Origin of the sequence: Cobetia sp. ICG0124, assembly GCF_004006355.1 — a bacterium.
Lineage (GTDB): Bacteria > Pseudomonadota > Gammaproteobacteria > Pseudomonadales > Halomonadaceae > Cobetia > Cobetia marina.
In genome coordinates this window covers 110,446-128,254 of sequence record NZ_CP024893.1, presented here as the reverse complement: position 1 = coordinate 128,254, position 17,809 = coordinate 110,446, and the positions used below count along the sequence as shown (strand labels likewise).

Below are 17,809 nucleotides of genomic sequence, written 5' to 3'. Positions count from 1 at the left end.
AACCTCTTTCGTTAGCTAATCGGTTACTTCTGGTTGATGACGGCTTCGACGATGCTGTTCGGCGCTTCGTCGTATTTCGCAAACTCCATGGAGTAGCTTGCGCGGCCCTGGGTCTGTGAGCGCAGGTCGGTCGCATAACCGAACATCTCACCCAGCGGCACCAGTGCATTGATGATCTTGCCAGTGGAAGAATCATCCATGCCCTGAACGAGGCCACGACGACGGTTCAGGTCGCCCATGACGTCACCCATGAAATCTTCAGGCGTGACGACTTCGACTTTCATGAGCGGCTCAAGCAGCACTGCACCCGCTTTCGGGGCACCGGCCTTGATCGCCATGGAAGAGGCAACCTTGAACGCGGTCTCGTTGGAGTCGACGTCGTGGTAGGAACCATCGAACAGCGTGACCTTGACGTCGATCATCGGATAACCGGCGATGACACCATTCTTGAGCTGCTCAGCGGCACCCTTCTCGACGGCCGGCACGTATTCCTTCGGAACCGCACCACCGACGATCTCGGACTCGAACTTGAAGGTCATTTCTTCGTCGTCGCCCTTGTCCTCTGCAGTCAGAGGCTCAATGCGAAGCCAGACGTGACCGAACTGACCACGACCACCGGACTGACGAACGAACTTGCCTTCCTGCTCGACCTTGGTGCGGATGGTCTCACGGTAAGCCACCTGCGGCTTGCCGATGTTCGCCTCGACATTGAACTCGCGACGCATGCGGTCAACGAGGATATCCAGGTGAAGCTCACCCATACCGGAGATGATGGTCTGACCAGACTCTTCGTCGGTCTCGACGCGGAAGGACGGATCTTCCTGGGCCAGCTTGCCCAGTGCGACACCCATCTTTTCCTGGTCGGCCTTGGACTTCGGCTCGACGGCGACGGAGATGACCGGCTCAGGGAATTCCATGCGCTCAAGCACGATCTTGTTGTCCGGATCACACAGGGTATCCCCGGTGGTCACGTCTTTCAGACCGATACATGCGGCGATATCGCCAGCATAGACTTCCTTGATCTCCTCACGAGAGTTGGAGTGCATCTGGACGATACGACCGACACGCTCCTTCTTGCTCTTGACGGAGTTGAAGACGCCATCGCCAGACTTCAGCACGCCCGAGTAGACGCGGATGAAGGTCAGGGTACCCACGAACGGGTCGGTCGCGATCTTGAACGCCAGCGCCGCGAACGGAGCCTTGTCGTCAGCTTCGCGGGTCTCGATGGTACCGTCCTTGTCGTCAAGCTCACCTTCGATGGCCTTGACTTCAAGCGGAGACGGCATGTATTCGATGACCGCATCCAGAACCGCCTGGACACCCTTGTTCTTGAAGGCAGAACCACAGGTCACGAGGCAGATTTCGTTGGCCAGGGTACGCTGACGCAGCGCAGCCTTGACTTCTTCCTCGGTCAGGTCGCCTTCTTCAAGGTACTTGTCCATCAGTTCTTCGGACGCTTCAGCAGCAGACTCGAGCATGTGCTCACGCCATTCGGCAGCTGTGTCTTGCAGCTCAGCCGGAATGTCGATCAGCTCATAGTTCATGCCGTGATTGTCTTCGTCCCAGACGATCGCCTTCATCTTGATCAGGTCGATGACGCCCTTGAACTCGTCTTCCGCGCCCCAGTTGATCTGGATCGGCACGGCGTTCGCGCCCAGGCGCTTGCGCACCTGTTCGACGACCATGAAGAAGTCCGCGCCAGCGCGGTCCATCTTGTTGACGAAGATCATGCGCGGAACTTCGTAACGGTTGGCCTGACGCCAGACAGTCTCTGTCTGCGGCTGGACACCGGAAGAACCACACAGCACCACGACCGCGCCATCGAGAACACGCAGTGAACGCTCGACTTCAACAGTGAAGTCAACGTGCCCCGGAGTATCGATGATGTTGATACGGTGCTCGTCGAACTGCTTGTTCATGCCCTGCCAGAAGCAGGTGGTCGCCGCAGAGGTGATCGTGATGCCACGTTCCTGTTCCTGCTCCATCCAGTCCATGGTGGCAGCACCATCGTGGACTTCGCCGACCTTGTGGGACAGGCCGGTGTAGAACAGGACGCGCTCGGTAGTGGTAGTCTTACCGGCGTCGACGTGGGCACAGATACCGATGTTGCGGTAACGCTTAAGTGGAGTCTTGCGTGCCACGGTGAGTATCCCCGTTGTTTAGAAGCGGTAGTGGGAGAAGGCCTTGTTGGCTTCTGCCATGCGGTGCACGTCTTCACGCTTCTTCACAGCAGAACCCTTGCCTTCAGCGGCATCCAGGATCTCGCCAGAGAGGCGCTGCACCATGGTCTTTTCGCCGCGCTTGCGCGCAGCGTCCACCAGCCAACGCATGGCCAGTGCCTGGCGACGGGACGGACGAACTTCGACCGGCACCTGGTAGGTAGCACCACCGACACGACGGGACTTCACCTCAACCATCGGCTGGATGGCTTCCAACGCCTTGTCGAAGAGATCCAGCGGCTCATCATTGGAGCGTTCGGCAACACGGTCGAGGGCACCGTAAACGATGCGCTCGGCTGCAGACTTCTTGCCGCTGATCATCAGGTGGTTCATGAACTTGGCCAGGCGCTCGCTTCCGAACTTCGGATCCGGCAGGATTTCGCGCTTAGCTGCTACACGTCTTCTAGGCATGATAAGCCCTCAGTAGAAGGGTCCTTCAGGTAAACCCGGGATGCCTCGCGATGGACGCGACACCCGACCTTACTCTTATCAGACCGATATTAAACTTTGAATTACGCCTTCGGACGCTTGGCGCCGTACTTGGAACGGCCCTGCTTACGGTTCTGCACGCCAGAGGTATCCAGTGCACCACGAACGGTGTGGTAACGGACACCCGGCAAATCCTTCACACGACCGCCACGGATCAGAACAACAGAGTGTTCCTGAAGGTTGTGACCTTCACCGCCGATGTAGGAAGAGACTTCGAAGCCGTTGGTCAGGCGAACACGGCAGACCTTACGGAGTGCGGAGTTCGGCTTCTTCGGGGTAGTGGTGTATACGCGAGTACACACGCCACGCTTCTGCGGGCATGCCTGCAGCGCAGGGACGTCACTCTTGGACGCCTGACGCTTGCGCGGCTTGCGCACGAGCTGGTTTACGGTTGCCATTTGCTTGCTCCAATGGGTTGTACTGCCTTCCAACAATCGGACAGGATGCACCTGCCCTACTGTTAAAGGCTGCATATTCTAGGGCTTGGGCCACAAGGGCGTCAACCCCGCCGTCAGCGACGGCGGGGCTCAAGACCTCAGAGGTCGTCGTCGTCCGCGTCGAGAGCGGTCAGCTGGGCACCCAGCTCCTGCTCGACGTCCTGTGCCGACGGGGCCGGTGCGAGCGGCAGGCCATCACGACGGCGGCGACGCTCATCGTGATAAGCCAGGCCAGTACCCGCCGGGATCAGGCGACCCACCACGACGTTCTCCTTCAGACCACGGAGATAATCGCGCTTGCCGGTGACAGAGGCTTCGGTCAGAACTCGTGTGGTCTCCTGGAAGGAGGCCGCCGAGATGAACGATTCTGTCGCCAGGCTCGCCTTGGTGATACCGAGCAGGATGCGGTCGAACTTGGCCGGGAACTTGCCTTCGGCCTCGAGACGCATGTTCTCTTCGACGACACGGGCGTATTCCACCTGGTCGCCGGTGATGAAGCTGGAATCGCCGGAATCGGTGATCTCCACCTTGCGCAGCATCTGACGCACGATGACTTCGATGTGCTTGTCGTTGATGCCGACACCCTGGAGGCGATAGACCTCCTGGACTTCGGTGGTGATGTACTTGGTCATTTCCGCGACGCCGAGCAGACGCAGGATATCGTGCGGATTGCTCGGGCCATCGGAGATGACCTCACCCTTCTCGACCGTTTCCCCTTCGAAGACGCTGATCTGGCGCCATTTCGGGATCAACAGCTCGAACGGGTCACCTTCGGCCGGCGTGATGGTCAGGCGACGCTTGCCCTTGGTTTCCTTGCCGAAGGTCACGGTACCGGAGATCTCGGCCAGGATGGCCGGTTCCTTCGGACGACGTGCTTCGAACAGGTCGGCAACGCGCGGCAGACCACCGGTGATGTCCTTGTTACCGGACGCTTCCATCGGGATACGTGCGATGACGTCACCCACACCGACGGCTGCGCCATTCTCGGCGGACACGACGGCATTGCCCGGCAGCAGGTACTGGACCGGCGTGTTGGAGCCCGGCAGTGTCACGTGCTTGCCACTGGAATCCACCAGCATGATCATCGGGCGCTTGTCACGTGCCGCGGACGGACGTGAGGCGCTCTCGATGACTTCGATGGAGGACAGGCCTGTCATCTCGTCGGTGGTACGGTTGATGGTCTGACCATCTTCCATGTCCGTGAACTGCACCTGACCCGCCACTTCGGCGACGATCGGGTGAGTGTGCGGATCCCACTTGGCGACGGACTGACCGGATTCGACCTTGTCACCGTCACGTACGGACAGCTCGGCACCATACGGCAGCTTGTAGAACTCACGCTCACGACCGTGATCGTCAGCGACAGCCAGCGCACTGGAACGCGAGACGACGATCAGCTTGCCATCCGCGCGCTCGACCGACTTGATGTTGTGCAGACGCACGTGGCCGCCGTGCTTGACCTGGACGCTATCCACGGCAGAAGCACGCGAGGCGGCACCACCGATGTGGAAGGTACGCATGGTCAGCTGGGTACCCGGCTCACCGATGGACTGTGCCGCGATGACACCGATGGCTTCACCGACGTTGACCTGATGGCCACGCGCCAGATCACGGCCATAACAGGCCGAGCAGACACCGTGCACGGTTTCACAGCCGATGGTGGTACGCACGATGATCTCATCGACGCCCATGGTATCGAGCTGTGCACACCAGGCTTCATCCAGCAGGGTGCCGCGTGCGATCAGGACCTCATCAGAGACCGGATCGACGACATCCTGTGCCACGACACGACCCAGCACACGCTGAGACAGCGGGACGATGATGTCACCGCCTTCGATGACCGGGTGCAGGATCAGACCTTCCTGAGTGCCACAATCCGCTTCGGTGATGACCAGATCCTGGGCAACATCGACCAGACGACGCGTCAGGTAACCGGAGTTGGCGGTCTTCAGTGCCGTATCCGCCAGACCCTTACGGGCACCGTGGGTGGAGATGAAGTACTGGAGTACGTTCAGACCTTCACGGAAGTTGGCGGTGATCGGCGTCTCGATGATCGAGCCATCCGGCTTGGCCATCAGGCCACGCATGCCGGCCAGCTGACGAATCTGGGCCGCGGAACCACGAGCACCGGAGTCAGCCATGATGAAGACGCTGTTGAACGACTCCTGCTCCATCGGCTTGCCGTCTTCGCCGTTGACCACTTCGCCCTTCCAGTTGACGACGGTCTCTTTCGAGATACCCGCCATCATCTCCTTGGCGACACGGTCGTTGGCACGCGCCCAGATATCGATGACCTTGTTGTACTTCTCGCCCGCGGTCACGAGACCGGAGGAGAACTGGTCTTCGATCTCTTTCACTTCGTCTTCGGCCGCGTCGATGATGACCTTCTTCGCGTCCGGAATGACGAAGTCGTTGACGCCGATGGAGGCGCCGGACCAGGTCGCGAGACGGAAGCCGGTGTACATCAGCTGGTCAGCGAAGATGACGGTGTCCTTCAGACCGACGCGACGGTACGCCTCGTTGATCAGACCGGAGATGGCTTTCTTCTTCATCACCTGGTTGATCAGCTCGAACGGCATGCCCTTCGGCAGAATGCGGAACAGCAGTGCGCGACCGATGGTGGTGTCGTGCAGGGACGTCTTCTCGTACAGCTCGCCGGATTCTTCATCCTTGAGCGTCTCGGTCAGACGGACCTTGACCATCGCGTGCAGGTGAGCGCTGTGCGTGCCGAAGGCGCGCTCGACTTCACCCAGGTTCGCGAAGGCCATGCCCTCACCCTTGGCACCGATCTTCTCGCGGGTCATGTAGTACAGACCCAGCACGACGTCCTGGGACGGCACGATGATCGGCTCGCCGTTGGCCGGCGACAGCACGTTGTTGGTCGACATCATCAACGCACGCGCTTCCAGCTGGGCTTCCAGCGTCAGCGGTACGTGGACGGCCATCTGGTCACCATCGAAGTCGGCGTTGTACGCCGCGCAGACCAGCGGGTGCAGCTGGATGGCCTTGCCTTCGATCAGCAGCGGCTCGAACGCCTGGATACCCAGACGGTGCAGAGTCGGGGCACGGTTCAGCAGCACCGGGTGCTCGCGGATGACGTCGGCGAGGAAATCCCAGACTTCCGGGGCTTCACGCTCGACCATCTTCTTGGCGGCCTTGATGGTGCTGGCGTGACCGGAGGCCTGCAGCTTGGCGTAGATGAACGGCTTGAACAGCTCAAGCGCCATCTTCTTCGGCAGACCACACTGGTGCAGACGCAGGGTCGGGCCGACGGTGATGACGGAACGACCGGAGTAGTCGACACGCTTGCCCAGCAGGTTCTGACGGAAACGACCCTGCTTGCCCTTGATCATGTCGGCCAGTGACTTCAGCGGACGCTTGTTGGAACCGGTGATGGCGCGACCGCGACGACCGTTGTCGAGCAGTGCATCCACGGATTCCTGCAGCATGCGCTTCTCGTTGCGCACGATGATGTCCGGCGCATTGAGGTCGAGCAGACGCTTGAGGCGGTTGTTGCGGTTGATCACGCGGCGATACAGATCGTTCAGATCCGAGGTCGCGAAGCGGCCGCCGTCCAGCGGTACCAGCGGACGCAGGTCCGGCGGCAGCACTGGCAGCACTTCCATGATCATCCAGCCCGGCTTGTTGCCGGAATAGTAGAAGGCTTCCAGCAGCTTGAGGCGCTTGGACAGCTTCTTGATCTTGGTCTCGGAGTTGGTCTGCGGAATCTCTTCGCGCAGGCGCTCGACCTCTTCTTCCAGCTCGATGTCCTCGAGCAGCGCCTTGATGGCCTCGGCACCCATGCGGGCATCGAAGTCATCGCCGAATTCTTCCAGCGCCTCGAAGTACTGCTCATCATTGAGCAGATGACCCTTCTCGAGGGTCGTCATGCCCGGATCGATGACCACGAAGCTTTCGAAGTACAGCACACGCTCGATATCACGCAGAGTCATGTCGAGCAGCATGCCGATACGGGACGGCAGCGACTTCAGGAACCAGATGTGCGCGACCGGGCTGGCCAGTTCGATGTGAGCCATACGCTCACGACGCACTGCCGCCTTGGTCACTTCAACGCCACACTTCTCACAGATGATGCCGCGATGCTTCATCCGCTTGTACTTGCCACACAGGCACTCGTAGTCCTTCACCGGGCCAAAGATCTTGGCACAGAAAAGACCATCACGTTCCGGCTTGAATGTCCGGTAGTTGATGGTTTCAGGCTTCTTCACTTCACCAAAAGACCACGAGCGAATCATGTCCGGAGACGCCAGGGTAATCTTGATGGCGTCGAATTCTTCGGACTGCGCCTGCGATTTGAGAACTTTCACCAAATCTTTCATGGGTCGCTCCGTTGCGGAGTTGTCATGGGCAAAGCCTGGCTGCTGACACCAGGCTTTGCGGACCGTCAATACTTGTGGCTTTTCGGCGTCAGCCTTCCAGCTCCATGTCGATACCCAGCGAGCGGATTTCCTTCACCAGCACGTTGAAGGATTCGGGCATGCCCGCCTGCATGGTGTGATCGCCATCTACGATGCTCTTGTACATCTTGGTACGGCCTTCCACGTCATCGGACTTGACCGTGAGCATCTCCTGGAGGGTGTAGGCAGCGCCGTACGCCTCGAGGGCCCAGACCTCCATCTCACCGAAGCGCTGACCACCAAACTGCGCCTTACCACCCAGCGGCTGCTGCGTGACGAGGGAGTAGGAGCCGGTCGAACGCGCATGCATCTTGTCATCCACCAGGTGGTTGAGCTTGAGCATGTACATGTAACCGACGGTCACCTTGCGATCGAACTTCTCGCCGGTGCGGCCATCGTAGAGGTCCATCTGTCCGGAATCAGGGATACCGGCCAGCGTGAGCAACTGCTTGATCTCGTGTTCCTTGGCGCCATCGAAGACCGGCGTCGCCATCGGCACGCCCTTCTTCAGGTTGTGCGCCATGGTGATGATCTCGTCATCGCTGAGCACGGAGAGGTCTTCCTGGCGGCCACCGACGGTGTTGTACACCTTGTCGAGGAACTCGCGGATCTGCTTGACCTGCTCGGCACGCTCTTCGCGCAGCATGTGCTCGATCTTCACGCCCAGACCACGCGCGGCCATGCCGAGGTGGGTCTCGAGGATCTGACCGACGTTCATGCGCGACGGAACACCCAGCGGGTTCAGCACGACATCTACCGGCTCGCCGTAACCATCGAACGGCATGTCTTCCACCGGCATGATCGCGGAGATGACACCCTTGTTACCGTGACGACCGGCCATCTTGTCACCCGGCTGGATACGGCGCTTCACGGCGACGTATACCTTGACGATCTTGAGCACGCCCGGTGCCAGATCATCGCCCTGGGTGAGCTTGCGCTTCTTGTCTTCGAAGCGCTCGTCCATCTCGCGACGACGGATCTCGAGCTGCTCATCGGCCTGGGCCAGCAGCTCATTGAGAGATTCATCCTGCAGACGCAGCTTGAACCACTCCTGACGCGGCAGGGCCTCGAGGTAGTCATCGGTCAGCACGTCGCCCTTCTTGAGCTTCGGACCACCGTTGACCGCCTGACCGACCAGGTTGCGCTGCAGACGCTCGAAGGTCGCCTCTTCCGCGATGCGGTAGGTTTCCTGCAGGTCCTTGCGGACCTCGGCCAGCTGCATCTGCTCGATGGAGAGCGCACGCTGATCCTTCTCGACGCCGTCACGGGTGAAGACCTGAACGTCGATGACGGTGGCCTTCATGCCGGTCGGGGCACGCAGAGAGGTGTCCTTCACGTCGGACGCCTTCTCGCCGAAGATGGCACGCAGCAGCTTCTCTTCCGGCGTCAGCTGGGTCTCGCCCTTCGGCGTGACCTTGCCGACCAGGATGTCGCCCGGATTCAGCTCGGCACCGATGTAGACGACACCGGACTCATCCAGCTTGGAGAGTGCGGACTCGCCGACGTTCGGGATATCGGACGTGATTTCTTCCGGCCCGAGCTTGGTGTCACGCGCGACACAGGTCAGTTCCTGGATGTGGATGGTGGTGAAGCGATCCTCCTGCACCACACGCTCCGAGAACAGGATGGAGTCCTCGAAGTTGAAGCCGTTCCAGGGCATGAACGCCAGACGCATGTTCTGACCCAGTGCCAGATCCCCCATGTCGACGGACGGGCCGTCGGCCAGGATATCGCCGATGGCGACTTCGTCGCCCGGGCGCACGATCGGACGCTGGTTCTGACAGGTGTTCTGGTTCGAGCGGACGTACTTGGTCAGGTTGTAGATATCAACGCCGGCTTCACCGCCGATGATCTCTTCTTCCCGCACACGCACGACGATACGCTTGGCATCGACGGAGTCGATGACGCCGCCACGACGTGCCACGGCGCAGACGCCGGAGTCACGCGCCACGAAGCGCTCCATGCCGGTACCGACCAGCGGCTTGTCAGCCTTCAGGGTCGGAACGGCCTGACGCTGCATGTTCGCACCCATCAGGGCGCGGTTGGCATCATCGTGCTCGAGGAACGGGATCAATGCCGCAGCGACGGAGACGACCTGACGCGGAGACACGTCCATCATGGTGACCTTTTCCGGCGCCATGAAGGTAGTCTCGCCACGGTGACGCACCTGAACCAGGTCGTCGACCAGACGGTTGTTCTCGTCGACGGTCGCGGAGGCCTGGGCGATGATGAAATCGCCTTCCTCGATCGCGGACAGATCGACGACGTCGTCGGTGACCTGACAATCCACGACCTTGCGGTACGGCGTCTCGAGGAAGCCATAGCTGTTGGTCTTGGAGTAGGTCGCCAGGGAGTTGATCAGACCGATGTTCGGGCCTTCCGGCGTCTCGATCGGGCACAGACGGCCGTAGTGCGTGGCGTGAACGTCACGAACTTCGAAGCCGGCGCGCTCACGGGTCAGACCACCCGGACCAAGCGCGGAGACACGGCGCTTGTGCGTCACTTCGGACAGCGGGTTGTTCTGATCCATGAACTGGGAGAGCTGGCTGGAACCGAAGAATTCCTTCACCGCCGCCGCAACCGGCTTGGCGTTGATGAGATCCTGCGGCATCAGGCCTTCGCTCTCGGCCATGGAGAGACGCTCCTTGACCGCACGCTCGACACGGACCAGACCGACACGGAACTGGTTTTCCGCCATTTCGCCCACAGAGCGAATGCGACGGTTGCCCAGGTGGTCGATGTCATCGACATCGCCATTGCCGTTACGGATGCTGATCAGTTCCTGCATGACGGTCAGGATATCGTCCTGATCGAGCACGCCGCTGCCGGTATCGCTTTCGCGACGCAGGCGACGGTTGAACTTCATGCGACCCACGCCCGACAGGTCGTAGCGGTCTTCGCTGAAGAACAGGTTCTGGAACAGTGATTCTGCCGCGTCCTTGGTGGGCGGCTCGCCCGGACGCATCATGCGGTAGATCTCGACCAGTGCCTCGAGCTGGTTACGCGTGGTATCCAGCTTCAATGTGTCAGACACGAACGGACCGCAATCCAGATCGTTGGTGTAGATGACCTCGAACTGGGTGATCTTGGCCTGGGCCATCTTCTCCAGCAGTTCCGGGGTGATCTCGCTGTTGCATTCGCACACCAGCTCACCGGTGGCCGGATCGATCTGATCCTTGGCCAGCACCTTGCCGTAGAGGTACTCCATCGGCACTTCGAGACGCTCGAGGCCGGAGTTTTCCATCTGACGGACGTGCTTCTGGGTGATGCGACGACCTTCTTCCACGATCACGCTGCCATCGGCATCCTTGATGTCGAAGGCGGCAGTCTCGCCACGCAGGCGTGACGGCACCAGCTCAACGGAGAAGCCGCTGCGCTCGATGTGGTACATGGTGGTATCGAAGAAGGTACCGAGGATCTCTTCGCTGGTCATGCCCATGGCACGCAGCAGCACGGAGGCCGGCAGCTTGCGACGACGGTCGATACGGACGTAGACGTTGTCCTTCGGGTCAAACTCGAAGTCCAGCCAGGAACCGCGGTAAGGAATCACACGTGCGGAGTACAGCAACTTGCCGGACGAGTGGCTCTTGCCCTTGTCGTGATCGAAGAACACACCCGGCGAGCGATGCAGCTGAGACACGATGACACGTTCAGTACCATTGATGACGAAGGTACCGTTCTCTGTCATCAGGGGGATTTCCCCCATGTAGACTTCCTGCTCCTTGATGTCCTTGATCGCCTTGTTGGACGATTCCTTGTCGTAGATCATCAGGCGCACTTTCACGCGCAGCGGTGCAGAGTAGGTCACTCCGCGCAGCTGACATTCCTTTACGTCGAACGCCGGCGTACCGAAACGGTAGCTGACATACTCGAGCGCTGCGTTGCCAGAGAAACTGGCAATCGGGAACACGGACTTGAAGGCAGCGTGAAGGCCGACTTCCAGGCGCTGTTCTGGCGCCCTGTCCTGCTGGAGAAAGTCGTGGTAGGAATCAAGCTGGATGGCCAGCAGGTAAGGCACATCCATCACTTGGGGCAGTTTGCCAAAATCCTTGCGGATGCGTTTTTTCTCAGTGTATGAGTAAGCCATCTGTATTCCCCAGCTTGTTCACCTTGGGTGACCGATGCGTGGTCGGCTCATACCTGATGGCGCGGCGATGTCCATCAGGCGCGGACGGCAAGCCTCCCTTGCGGGCTGGCTCGCCGTCATAATTCGTCTTGCAACAGAAAAAGGCTGGTGGCGGAGTCCGCCACCAGCCAGGAAGCTTACGCAGCGTGCGTAGCCTGGAACACGAGTTACTTGAGTTCCACGGACGCGCCAGCTTCTTCCAGCTTCTTCTTCGCTTCTTCAGCGTCTTCCTTGCTCACGCCTTCTTTCAGGGTGGCCGGAGCGCCGTCAACAGCTGCCTTGGCTTCTTTCAGGCCCAGGCCAGTCAGTTCGCGAACAGCCTTGATGACGTTGACTTTCTTGTCACCAGCAGCAGTCAGAACGATGTCGAACTCGGTCTGTTCTTCAGCGGCTTCACCTGCAGCGGCCGGGCCAGCAACGACGGCGGCAGCGGCAGAAACGCCGAACTTCTCTTCCATTGCTTCGATCAGCTCAGCCACTTCCATGACGGTCATGTCAGCGACGGCGTTGATGATGTCTTCTTTGGTCAGTGCCATTTTAGCAATCCTAAACTTTGCGGAGCAAAGATGCTCGGTCAAACGGAAATCGATTCAGGCTGCACGAGACAGCCAGGAGGAAGAAGCGACGCTTACGCGGCGGCTTCGGCTTCCTGCTTCTGATCGCGCAGTGCTGCGATAGTACGGACCAGCTTGCCTGCAGAAGCTTCCTTCATGACAGACAGCAGCTTGGACAGTGCTTCGTCGCGGGTCGGCAGAGATGCCAGACGGTCGATGTTGGCCGCCGGGATGAACTCGCCTTCGTAGGCCAGTGCCTTGACTTCGAATGCCTCGACCTTCTTGGCAAATTCCTTGAACAGACGAGCGCCAGCGCCCGGGTGTTCCATGGAGAATGCAAGCAGGGTCGGGCCGACGAAGGACTCGTTCAGCACCTCATAAGAGGTACCGGACAGCGCACGGCGAGCCAGGGTGTTGCGAACAACACGCAGCTGGACGCCCGCTTCGCGGCACTGCTTGCGCAATTCGGTCATTGCGCCAACAGTTACACCACGAGAGTCGGCAGCGACTACGGAGAGAGCACCCTTGGCGGTTTCGCTGACCTCAGCAACAATTGCCTTCTTGTCTTCGAGACCTAAAGCCACGGTGTTGACTCCATTTCGTGCCGGGGAACGAATTCCCCAGTGGTTTACCATCTCTCTCACCTGAACTGCGCGGGAGAGTCTTGGAGGATGGCTGCCACCAGCGAGGCTGGGACACCATCTGCGCAGGCTGCGCGCGATGCAGGCATCACGTCGCGATTAAGCCAGCCCTGCCACCGAAGCGACAAGGCTGGCACCTGCGGTCTTTGACGGCGCCCCGCGGCTGAGCACGGGGACCGCAAAGTGAAACATTCTGTGACTGCCTTACGCGTACTTGGCGTGATCGACGGTCAGACCCGGGCCCATGGTGCTGGACAGGGTGATCTTCTTCAGGTAGATACCTTTGGAAGTGCTCGGCTTCAGCTTCTTCACTTCGGCGACCAGGGCGTCGATGTTACCCTGAATCGCGTCTGCACTGAAGTCGATCTTGCCGATACCGGCGTGAATGATGCCGTTCTTGTCAGTACGGAAACGCACCTGACCTGCCTTGGCATTCTTCACGGCAGTCGCGACGTCCGGCGTCACGGTACCGACTTTCGGGTTCGGCATCAGGCCGCGCGGGCCGAGGATCTGACCCAGCTGACCGACGACGCGCATGGCGTCCGGAGAAGCGATGACGACGTCGAAGTCCATCACGCCTTTCTTGACCTGCTCAGCAAGATCGTCCATGCCGACGACGTCTGCACCGGCTTCCTTCGCTGCTTCAGCGTTGGCGCCCTGGGTGAAGACAGCGACACGCACGTCGTTACCGGTGCCGTTCGGCATGACGGTAGCGCCGCGAACGACCTGGTCGGATTTACGCGGATCGACACCCAGATTCAGAGAGACTTCAACAGTCTCCTTGAACTTGACGGTGGACAGCTCGGACAGCAGGGCGACAGCTTCTTCGACGCTGTAGACCTTGCCGGATTCGACTTTTGCGTTGATCGCCTGGGCGCGCTTTGAAATCTTGGCCATGATCAAAGACCCTCCACGTTCAGGCCCATGCTACGGGCAGTACCGGCGATGGTGCGAACAGCAGCGTCCAGATTGGAAGCTGTCAGATCCGGCTCCTTGGTGGTCGCGATCTCTTCGAGCTGAGCGCGAGTCACGGTACCGACCTTCTTCTTGTTCGGCTCGCCAGAACCGGACTTCAGACCAGCAGCCTTCAGCAGCAGGACGGCGGCAGGCGGCGTCTTGGTGACGAAGGTGAAGCTGCGGTCGGAATACACGGTGATGACCACAGGAGTCGGGAGGCCCGGCTCGACGTTCTGGGTAGCGGCGTTGAACGCTTTACAGAACTCCATGATGTTGACACCGTGCTGACCGAGGGCAGGACCCACGGGCGGGCTCGGGTTAGCTTTACCGGCTGCGACCTGCAGCTTGATGTAAGCCTGTACTTTCTTGGCCATGATAGGACTCCATTTTGGGTGGTAGCGCCTTGCGGCTCCCCGTGAAACCGGGCCGCCTCAGGCGACCCGTCGTGTTGCCGTGATGCTCGTATCCAGACAGGAAAGGTGATCCAGAGATCAGTCCTTCTCGACCTGCGAGAACTCGAGCTCCACTGGCGTGGCACGCCCAAAGATCAGCACGCTGACCTGCAGACGGCTCTTTTCGTAATTCACTTCTTCGACGACGCCATTGAAATCGGCGAAAGGACCGTCGGTGACGCGCACTGTCTCGCCCGGCTCGAAGAGAGTCTTCGGACGCGGCTTGTCAGTACCGTCCTGAACGCGACGCAACATGGCGTCGGCTTCTTTCTGGGTGATCGCAGCCGGCTTCTCCGGCGTGCCACCGATGAACCCCATGACGCGCGGGGTTTCATTCACCAGGTGCCAGGACTGATCATTCATGTCCATCTCGACCAGCACGTAGCCTGGATAGAACTTGCGCTCACTCTTGCGGCGCTTGCCGTCACGCATCTCGACGATTTCTTCCACAGGCACCAGGATCTCACCGAAGTGTTCTTCCATGGCATACAGCTTCACACGCTCATTCAGGGAGCGCATGACCTGCTTTTCGAAACCGGAATAGGCGTGTATGACATACCAACGCTTGGACATGGAAACTCCGTTAACTGACGATGCCGGACATCAGCCAGCCGAGGGTGGTATCGATGAGCCATAGCAACAGGCCCACGATAAGCACGGCACCCAGCACGATGGCAGTTGTCTGGACAGTTTCCTGTCGGGTCGGCCAAACGACGCGCTGGATCTCGCGGCGCGCACTGCTTGCCAGCTCGACGACATCACGACCCTTGTTGGTCGTGATGGCCAGAGCAGCCGCTGCAACGCCAAGCACGACGACGCCAAGCACGCGATAAAGCAGCGCTTGGTCAGCAAAATAGGCGTTGCCGGCAACAGCCAGCACAAGAAGAATGACAACGACCGACCACTTGAATCCGTCGTGGCGCGCTTCCTGCACCTCGGCGTTCTGTTTCATCAAAGAGACTCCTCAAGGGTGCAGCGATCGCTAGAATCGAGAATCGGTAAGAAGTCGAATACCATCCTGGGGAAGGATGGCAGGCCAGGAGGGAATCGAACCCCCAACCTGCGGTTTTGGAGACCGCTGCTCTGCCAATTGAGCTACTGGCCTGTAACACTTGCGTGTTCCAGAGACTAAAAACAAGGCTGAATTAACAGCGGGCGCCATCATAGCTGAGACAACCCATACTGACAAGCCTTATCTTTGACCGCGACCTGGGAGGTCGTCGGAAACGAAAAAGACGAGCCAAACTGCGACTCGCCTTTCCGTTGTATGGAGCTCGTGGGCGGATTTGAACCGCCGACCTCACCCTTACCAAGGGTGTGCTCTACCCCTGAGCTACACGAGCAAAACCTTTGCGCAATCTCGTCAGACGAGATGAACTGGAGCGGGCAGCGGGAATCGAACCCGCGTCATCAGCTTGGAAGGCTGAGGTTCTACCATTAAACTATGCCCGCTTTCCAACTCTTGCTGCCCTGATGAACATGCCATCATGAGCGAATCTGGTGGTGGGGGAAGGATTCGAACCTTCGAAGCTTTCGCGGCAGATTTACAGTCTGCTCCCTTTGGCCACTCGGGAACCCCACCTCTTCTATGGCGACAAATCTTACGTCGCTTGGGATACGCTGTCAAGTGCTTGATTTCTTTTGACTTCAAGCGCTTGAGGGAATGTATCTCCTCAGAACGGGGCGTAGTATGTCAAAGCATCTGGGTAAGTGCAAGCCCTGAGCGAAGTTTTTCCAGATCAGCAACGCGCGGCTGCTCCGGCGCGCCTGACAGGCGTCCGGCACGCTCCGCCGCTGTCAGCGGGAAAAGCGCCTCGAGACCGGCATAGACCATGTCCGGCCATAATGCATGAGGAACCCGCAGGCCTCTCGCTACCACGCGTGCATCCCCTCCGGTCAGCAACAGCGGCAGCGCGACCCCCTCACGATCACACACCTCGGCATACAACCGATTGACGGCACTGACCGCCGCCATGTAGATCCCGTGATTGACCGCCTCCACCGTATTGCGTCCCGGCGCCAGCAGGCTGTCCACCTCACTGTCCGGGTCGATGGCCACGTTGCGCGTCCCCAGCTTGAGGCTCTCCTTCATCAGGCGTAGCCCGGGAATGATATAGCCCCCGAGATGCTTCCCGCCCGGCAACACGAAATCCACGGTAATGGCGCTTCCACAGTCCACACTGCAACATCCGCCGGTCAGATGATGCCCGGCAAGCGCGCCAAGCCAGCGATCCACCCCCAATCGCTGCGGCTCTTCATACCCGCAGGTGACCCCCAGCGCCTCACGTGTCGAGCGTGCCACATGCACTGCCCCGACCTGCTTGCGCAGCAGCTCGACGGTCTCATCCAATACCTGCTTGCGCGCCACGCTGGAAATGCGCACTGCCGTGACGACGTCCAGATCGGGAATATCCTCCCCTGGACGCCACTCTTCACGTGTCCATACTGCGCCGCGTGAGCGGATCTCGCTGGAGACAGTGTCCTTGAGACGCCACTTGGACAAGGTGTTGCCGATATCAAGATCCAGAATCATGAGACAGCGCGCAGACTGATCTCGCCACCGGCGAGTGTGATGGTTTCGCCATTCATGCGCACCTCGAGATTTCCGTTGATATCCACACCTTCAGCGATGGCTTCCTCCCGCTTGTCGCCTCGCAGAATCACCACATCGCGCCCCTTGAACGCATTGCGCTCATTCCAGCGCTGCTGCCAGGCAGAGAACCCTTCAGCTTCGAACTCAGGCAACAGGGCCAGCAGCGACTCCATCAGGCGAGCCGCATAAGCGTTGCGTGAAGCGCCCGGGATGATGTCACGTACCGCCGCGACCGATTGCCCGATATCCTCGCGATGACTCGCCGGCAACTCGATGTTCAACCCGATACCGATCACGACATCACAAGGCCCGGAGACATCACCTGTCACCTCGACCAGAATGCCGGCAATCTTCGGCTGGTCCTTCTGTATCTGAAGCAGGACGTCATTCGGCCACTTCAGGCGCGCAGGCAACCCATCCGCCTCCAGCACCTCGGCGACGGCCACGCCGATCGCCAGGCTCAAGCCTTCCAGTGACGCGGCACCTGACTCGAAGCGCCAACCAAGTGAGAAGACCAGGCTGCGGCCCCATGGCGTCTGCCACTCGCGACCACGACGACCCCGCCCGGCAGACTGCACCTCAGCCAGGCAGACCTCTGCATGACCCGCTCCCTGGCGAAAGCGCTCACGGATGAAGGTATTGGTGGAATCCAACGATTCCTCGATGAACAGGCGCTTCAGATGCTTGCGAGTCTCGCGTGGCAGCGCTTCGATGATCCGCTGTCCATCAAGCAACTCGATAGGGTTGGCCAGTCGATAGCCCAACCCCTTCACAGCCTCAAGCGGGATATCAAGCGCCTCAAGTTTCTTGAGCTGCTTCCAGACCGCCGTACGCGACACCCCGAGCTCTTCGCCCAGGGCCTCTCCGGAGTGGTAGTCACCATCTCCGAGCAGGCGAATGAGATCACGGATGGTCATGCGGGG

13 protein-coding genes and 4 tRNA genes are annotated in these 17,809 nt (G+C 59.8%); all 17 read right to left on the bottom strand.

The genetic code is table 11. The annotated features are described in order from the left end of the window. Positions 1-23: 23 nt before the first annotated feature. Positions 24-2,141 carry an elongation factor G gene (gene fusA, locus CU110_RS00580; RefSeq protein WP_065392571.1) on the bottom strand — a complete coding sequence of 706 codons (2,118 nt, stop codon included), beginning with the start codon at positions 2,139-2,141 and terminating at the stop codon, positions 24-26. An 18-nt stretch (positions 2,142-2,159) separates the two neighbouring features. Further along, positions 2,160-2,630, bottom strand: a complete 471-nt coding sequence (gene rpsG, locus CU110_RS00575; protein ID WP_043334878.1) for a 30S ribosomal protein S7 — start codon at positions 2,628-2,630, stop codon at positions 2,160-2,162. 101 nt (positions 2,631-2,731) lie between these two features. Next, positions 2,732-3,106, bottom strand: a complete 375-nt coding sequence (rpsL, locus tag CU110_RS00570) for a 30S ribosomal protein S12 (protein WP_077373348.1) — start codon at positions 3,104-3,106, stop codon at positions 2,732-2,734. Between the two features lie 137 nt (positions 3,107-3,243). Continuing rightward, a complete protein-coding gene (rpoC, locus tag CU110_RS00565; protein ID WP_077373345.1) occupies positions 3,244-7,485 on the bottom strand; it encodes a DNA-directed RNA polymerase subunit beta' in 4,242 nt (1,413 codons plus the stop codon). 88 nt (positions 7,486-7,573) lie between these two features. Next, positions 7,574-11,650 (bottom strand): DNA-directed RNA polymerase subunit beta, encoded by a 4,077-nt coding sequence (gene rpoB / locus CU110_RS00560; protein WP_077373342.1) that lies wholly within the window; start codon positions 11,648-11,650, stop codon positions 7,574-7,576. 206 nt (positions 11,651-11,856) lie between these two features. Further along, complete coding sequence (gene rplL, locus CU110_RS00555; protein ID WP_043334886.1) at positions 11,857-12,225, bottom strand: 50S ribosomal protein L7/L12; 369 nt, start codon at positions 12,223-12,225, stop codon at positions 11,857-11,859. A gap of 92 nt (positions 12,226-12,317) precedes the next feature. Further along, positions 12,318-12,827, bottom strand: a complete 510-nt coding sequence (rplJ, locus tag CU110_RS00550) for a 50S ribosomal protein L10 (protein WP_065392618.1) — start codon at positions 12,825-12,827, stop codon at positions 12,318-12,320. Between the two features lie 261 nt (positions 12,828-13,088). Next, positions 13,089-13,781 carry a 50S ribosomal protein L1 gene (gene rplA, locus CU110_RS00545; protein WP_065392620.1) on the bottom strand — a complete coding sequence of 231 codons (693 nt, stop codon included), beginning with the start codon at positions 13,779-13,781 and terminating at the stop codon, positions 13,089-13,091. Positions 13,782-13,783: 2 nt separating this feature from the next. Beyond that, positions 13,784-14,215: a 50S ribosomal protein L11 gene (rplK, locus tag CU110_RS00540; protein WP_043334893.1), complete on the bottom strand. Its 432-nt coding sequence runs from the start codon at positions 14,213-14,215 to the stop codon at positions 13,784-13,786. A 117-nt stretch (positions 14,216-14,332) separates the two neighbouring features. Next, complete coding sequence (nusG, locus tag CU110_RS00535; protein WP_065392619.1) at positions 14,333-14,866, bottom strand: transcription termination/antitermination protein NusG; 534 nt, start codon at positions 14,864-14,866, stop codon at positions 14,333-14,335. Between the two features lie 10 nt (positions 14,867-14,876). Beyond that, a complete protein-coding gene (secE, locus tag CU110_RS00530) occupies positions 14,877-15,245 on the bottom strand; it encodes a preprotein translocase subunit SecE (protein ID WP_043334897.1) in 369 nt (122 codons plus the stop codon). 77 nt (positions 15,246-15,322) lie between these two features. Next, positions 15,323-15,398, bottom strand: a tRNA-Trp gene (locus CU110_RS00525). A 163-nt stretch (positions 15,399-15,561) separates the two neighbouring features. Next, a tRNA-Thr gene (locus CU110_RS00520) sits at positions 15,562-15,636 on the bottom strand. Between the two features lie 35 nt (positions 15,637-15,671). Beyond that, a tRNA-Gly gene (locus tag CU110_RS00515) sits at positions 15,672-15,745 on the bottom strand. A gap of 46 nt (positions 15,746-15,791) precedes the next feature. Beyond that, positions 15,792-15,875: transfer RNA gene (locus tag CU110_RS00510), tRNA-Tyr, on the bottom strand. Positions 15,876-15,986: 111 nt separating this feature from the next. Further along, a complete protein-coding gene (locus tag CU110_RS00505; protein ID WP_077373339.1) occupies positions 15,987-16,826 on the bottom strand; it encodes a type III pantothenate kinase in 840 nt (279 codons plus the stop codon). Further along, a complete protein-coding gene (locus tag CU110_RS00500) occupies positions 16,823-17,803 on the bottom strand; it encodes a biotin--[acetyl-CoA-carboxylase] ligase (RefSeq protein ID WP_077373336.1) in 981 nt (326 codons plus the stop codon). The genes CU110_RS00505 and CU110_RS00500 overlap by 4 nt, the downstream gene beginning before the upstream one ends. Positions 17,804-17,809: the final 6 nt, after the last annotated feature.